Origin of the sequence: Streptomyces sp. NPDC006516 (assembly GCF_040611875.1) — a bacterium.
Taxonomy (GTDB): domain Bacteria; phylum Actinomycetota; class Actinomycetes; order Streptomycetales; family Streptomycetaceae; genus Streptomyces.
In genome coordinates this window covers 1-5,424 of the sequence record NZ_JBEXPD010000030.1, presented here as the reverse complement: position 1 = coordinate 5,424, position 5,424 = coordinate 1, and the positions used below count along the sequence as shown (strand labels likewise).

Sequence of the window (5,424 nt, the reverse complement as noted above, 5' to 3'; positions counted from 1 at the left end):
GCCGAATGCAACGCCACCAACGACGACGAACACGCCGTGTCCATCGTCACCGCCGGCCCCTCGAGACCCAGCGTGTACGCCACCCGCCCGGACACGAGGGAGCCGGTCGCGCCGACGTCCGTGTAGTCGTGGTACATCACACCCGCGAACACACCTGTTCGCGAGCCCGCCAGCGTCGACGGAACGATGCCCGCCCGCTCGATGGCCTCCCACGACACCTCCAGCAGCAGCCGCTGCTGCGCGTCCATGTCGTGAGCTTCCCGAGGGCTGATCCCGAAGAAGGCCGGGTCGAAGCCGGCGGCCCCGTGCAGGAATCCGCCGTCCTTCGTGTAGGTCTTCCCGGGCTTGCCCTGCTCGGGGTCGTACAGACGATCGGTGTCCCAGCCGCGGTCCTGGGGGAATGCGGATACCACGTCCCGGCCTTCCGCAGCCATTTGCCACAGATCCTCGGGGGATTCCACACCTCCCGGATAGCGGCAGGCCATCCCCACGATGGCGATCGGCTCGGTGTCGTGCTGTTCCTTGTCCGTGAGGCGCTTTCGGACGTCCCGTAGCTCAGCAGTCGTTCGCTTGAGATAGTCGAGAAGTTTCTCCTCGCTGCTCACCAGTCACCCCACTGAATTGGTCCACGACCGAAAGAGTTCACGTTGGCTCAGAAATTTCGAATGCCGGGAAATGCAGCGAGCACCGCCAGGGAAAGCATCCGGTCATAAGAGCCGATTCACCGATAGCGACGGTACTGAGTGCGCCGAGGGGCGGCCAACCCCTAGCCGCCCCTAGGGGCACGGCCCGCAATCCCACCGGGGCGGGACATGGAATGGCGCACCACCGTGCACCTCCACGTCCGCTCCGGGGCTCGGCGGGGGGCACCGAGCGGCCGGGGACGTGTGCCGCCTGAGCTGGTAGGCGATTCGGTACACGGTGGCGCGCAGCCGCCTTCGGTACGGGGGGAGGCACCGAAGGGGTTGAGGGGCGGCCCAGGGCAAGGGGTGCGCTGGGCCGCGGGTAATCCCGGCAGAGCTGAAGCCGGAGGAATGCCTCAGTTCCGGGCGTCGAGTTCGGAATCGAGAATGCCGAAAAGCTCGTCGGCGGTCACCGAGTCGAGGTCGACCCCGGCGTCCTCCGATGCGGAGCCGTCCACGGAATTGCCCGACCAGCCGGCGGCGATGTCGCGCAGCAGGTCGGCGATGCGGGCGTGACCGTTCTCGTCCGCGGTGACCCCGGCCATCATCGATTCCAGTTTGCGGAGTTCGGCCTCCAGCAGGTCGGTGCCGTTCTCCGTCTCTCCACCGAAGAGTTCCTCGAGCATATAGCCGACCACGGCGGATACCGACGGATAGTCGAAGACGAAGGTCGCCGGCAGACGGCGACCGAGCAGCGTCCCGATTCCGTTGCGGAGTTCCAGTGCCATCAACGAATCGATTCCGGCGTCCATGAATCCCCGGTTGACGTCGACCGCTTCGGAACGTTCATGGCCCAGGACCCTCGCCACCTGCGATCGCACGAGGGCGAGCAGCTCCTGACGTCGTTCCTCCGCATCCGCCCCGGCGAGCCGACGGCGCAGCTCATCGCCCGAACCCTCCTTCCGCGCCGAGGCGGCCTCGGCACGCCTGGGCGGAGTGCCCACCAGGCGGTGGAACACGTTCGACAGCGTGTCCCGGCGACGCCGTAGCTCCGGCAGGTCGAGGCGGGCCGCCACGAGCTGCGGCGCACCGGAGGCCACAGCCGCGTCGAGCAGGGCCAGCCCGGCCTCGGTGGGCAGCGCGGAGACACCCAGGCGGGAGGTGTCGTCGGCGGCGAGATGACCGGTCATTCCGCTGTCCTGTTCCCACAGTCCCCAGGCAAGGGACTGCGCAGGCATGCCCTGCGCCCGCCGGTGGGCGGCCAAGCCGTCCAGGAAGGCGTTGGCTGCCGCGTAGTTGGCCTGCCCGAGGTTACCGAGAGCACCCGCGACGGAGGAGAACATGACGAACGCCGTCAGGTCCAGGCCGGCGGTCAGCTCGTGCAGGTGCCAGGCCGCATCGGCCTTGGGCGCGAACACTCGGGAGAGACGTTCCGGCGTCAGGCCGGTGAGGACGCCGTCGTCCAGTACACCTGCCGCGTGCACCACTGCGGTCAGCGGCTGCTCGGCGTCGAATGCCTTGAGCAGGGCGGCCAGCGCCTCCCGATCGGAGACGTCGCAGGCCGCAAGGGTGACCTGGGCGCCCGCGGCCTCCAGCTCCGCAGCCAGTTCCGCCGCGCCGGGGGCGTCAGCACCCCGGCGGCTGACGAGCGCCAGGTGCCGCACCTGATGTACGGCCACGAGGTGGCGTGCCACCACCGCTCCGAGACCCCCGGTACCGCCGGTGACAAGCACCGTGCCGGCCCCGAACGGCTTCCGGCCGCCCTCGGCGACAGTCTCGGCGTCACCGGGGACCACAGCCTCGGAGACCGTACGGACCAGACGGGGCACGCGTATCCGGCCGCCCCGCAGGGCTACTTCGGACTCTCCCGAAGCGACGGCGAACTGCACCGCGCCCGACAGCGCTTCGGCCGGTGCGGAGAAAGCGGAATTACCCGCAGGGCCTTCCAGGTCGACCAGGACGATACGGCCGGGATTCTCCGCCTGGGCGGCGCGGACCAGCCCCCAGACCGCGGAGGCGGCCATGTCCGTCACCTGCTCGCCTTCAACGGAAATCGCGCCTCGTGTGGCGATCACCAGCCGCGCGTCGGCAAGCCTCTCATCCGTCAGCCACCGCTGAAGCACCTCGAGCACACTGGCCGTGACCTCGTGCGTCGCAGCCGGAACAGCACGCGTGTGGTCAGCCGCCCCCTCGCCCACGGAGGTCGTGGGGCAGGTGAACACCAGGATCTGCGGGTGGTCCGCATCCGTCGGGGCAGCCGGGTCGACCACGTCGGCCCAAGGCGTCAGGGCCGCGGCAGCTGCCGGCACCGCGAATTCCGCCGTCCAGTCCAGGCAGTGCAGCGGATCGGCTGCACCCGGGTCCGTCGCACGCAGCTGGTCGGGGTCGACAGCCCTGGCGGCCAGGGACTGGACCGACAGGACCGGCCCGCCTTCGCCGTCCGCCACTTCGATCAGGGACACGCTGCCCTGCTGCACCAACCGCACGCGCAGGTCGGCGGCTCCCACGGCGTGCAGGGCCACACCGCTCCAGGCGAAGGGCAGCATCGTCTTCCCGTCCTGCTGCCCGGTGTCCTCGTCGTTGCTCTCACTCGAACCGGTGAGCAGTACGGCGTGGAGGGCGGCGTCGAGAAGGGCAGGGTGGAACCCGAACCGTGCGGCATCCGCGCGGGCCTCCTCGGGGAGGGTCACCTCGGCAAAGGTCTCCTCACCGCGCGTCCAGACAGCCTTGAGCCCCTGGAACACCGGGCCGTACCCATACCCCTGCTCCGCCAGCCGCTCATACGCACCGTCCACGGATACGGGCTCGGCGTCCTGCGGGGGCCACACCGTGAGGTCAAAACCGGGAGCGGGGGCCTGCGGCAGCAGGATTCCGTCCGCATGCTGAGTCCATGGGGCGCCCCGGTCGTCCTCCACGCGGGAGTGCACTCGCACCGTACGCGCACCGTCGTCCGCGGCAGCGCCCACCGCGACCTGGACCTGCAACCCGCCGGAGTCCGGCATCACCAGCGGTGACTGAAGCGTCAACTCGTCCAGCAGTCCGCATTCGACCTCCTCCCCCGCACGCAGGGCCAGTTCCACCAGGCCCGTCCCCGGCACCAGCACACTGCCGAGGATGTTGTGATCGGCAAGCCAGGGCTGGGTGGTGAGGGAGAGCCGGCCGGTGAACACCGCTCCCCCGTCAGGCAGTACGACGGCCGCCCCCAGCAAAGGATGTCCCGCCGACCCCAGCCCCAGCGACTCGGGGTCGCCCCCTGCGCGGGTGGGGAGCGACCAGTAGTGCTGGCGCTGGAAGGCGTAGGTGGGCAGGTCGACGCGGCGGGCTCCGGTCGGCGCGTAGAACGCGGCCCAGTCCGGGACATGGCCCACGGTGTGCAGCCGCGCGAGCGCCGTTACCAGCGCCTCGGGCTCGCTCTGGTTGCGACGGAGACCCGGTACGAACACCGCGTCGGCCGCCGAGTTCTGGGCCATCGCGGTGAGTACGGCATCGGGACCCACCTCCAGGAACACACTCACCCCAGCGGCCGACAGCGCACGCACACCGTCACCGAAACGCACCGCTTCACGGACATGGCGCACCCAGTACTCGGGCGTACGCAGGTCATCCGGGGTTGCCAGCTCGCCGGTGACGTTGGAGACCACCGGAATACGGGCCTCGCCGAACGTCACACTCTCGGCGACGGTACGGAACTCGTTGAGCATCGGCTCCATCAGCGGCGAGTGGAACGCGTGCGAAACCCGCAGGCGGCTCGTCTTACGACCCTCCGCCTCGAACCGGGCCGCAACCTCCAGCACGTCCGCTTCAGCGCCGGAGATGAGCACCGCGTCCGGACCGTTCACCGCCGCGATACTCACCACGTCCGAGGTCAGGTACGGAAGGACCTCGTCCTCCGATGCCCGGACAGCGACCATCGCACCACCAGCCGGCAGCGCCTGCATCAACCGCGCACGGGCAGCCACCAGCCGTGCCGCATCCGCCAGCGACAGCACACCCGACACGTGCGCGGCAGTCAGCTCACCCACCGAGTGCCCGGCCAAGAAGTCCGGGCGCACACCCCAGGACTCCAGAAGCCGGAACAGGGCTGTCTCGAACGCGAAGAGGGCCGGCTGAGTGAACTCCGTCCGCTCCAGAAGCCCCGCGTCCTCACCCCACACAACCTGACGCAGCGACGTGGGCAGGTGTCCGTCCAGCTCCGCGACCACCGCATCGAACGCCTCGGCGAACACCGGGAAGGACTCGTGGAGCTCACGCCCCATCCCCACCCGCTGCGCACCCTGACCCGTGAAGAGGACGGCCAGAGCCCCGGCAGAACGAGAAGTCCCCCGCACCACACCGGGACCTTCGCGTCCTTCCGCCAACACACCCAAAGCAGCTACCAGTTCTTCGCGGTCGCGGCCGACCACCACGGCACGCTGATCCAGCACCGCACGCGAGGTCACCAGCGAGAAACCAGCATCCGCCAGGCGTATCTCAGTGCCGGCCACCCGGTCCCGTAGGCGGGCCGCCTGCGCCTTCAACGCGTCCGCTCCCGTGGCCGAGAGCGCCCAGGCATGCAGGGGGATCTCATCGGATCGCTCGCCCAGGGCGGGCTCCTCCTCCGGCGCCTGCTCGATGATCACGTGCGCGTTTGTACCGCTGATCCCGAACGACGACACAGCAGCCCGCCGCGGACCATCCGTCACAGGCCACTCACGCGCCTCCGTCAACAACTCCACCGCACCCGCAGACCAATCCACCTGATCCGACGGACGATCCACATGCAACGTCTTCGGCAACACACCATGCCGCATCGCATGAACAA

General features: G+C 69.5%; 2 protein-coding genes. Both read right to left on the bottom strand.

The genetic code is table 11. The features are described 5' to 3' along the window. Positions 1-605: beta-ketoacyl synthase N-terminal-like domain-containing protein (locus tag ABZY45_RS34975; RefSeq protein ID WP_356746292.1), on the bottom strand; the 605-nt coding region annotated here is incomplete at its 3' end. A gap of 434 nt (positions 606-1,039) precedes the next feature. Then, positions 1,040-5,413, bottom strand: a complete 4,374-nt coding sequence (locus tag ABZY45_RS34970; protein WP_356746291.1) for a type I polyketide synthase — start codon at positions 5,411-5,413, stop codon at positions 1,040-1,042. Positions 5,414-5,424: the final 11 nt, after the last annotated feature.

Bases quoted from the DNA above. Each gene is read 5' to 3' on its own strand.
- ABZY45_RS34970 (WP_356746291.1), bottom strand. From the start codon at position 5,413: ATGCGGCATGGTGTGTTGCCGAAGACGTTGCATGTGGATCGTCCGTCG.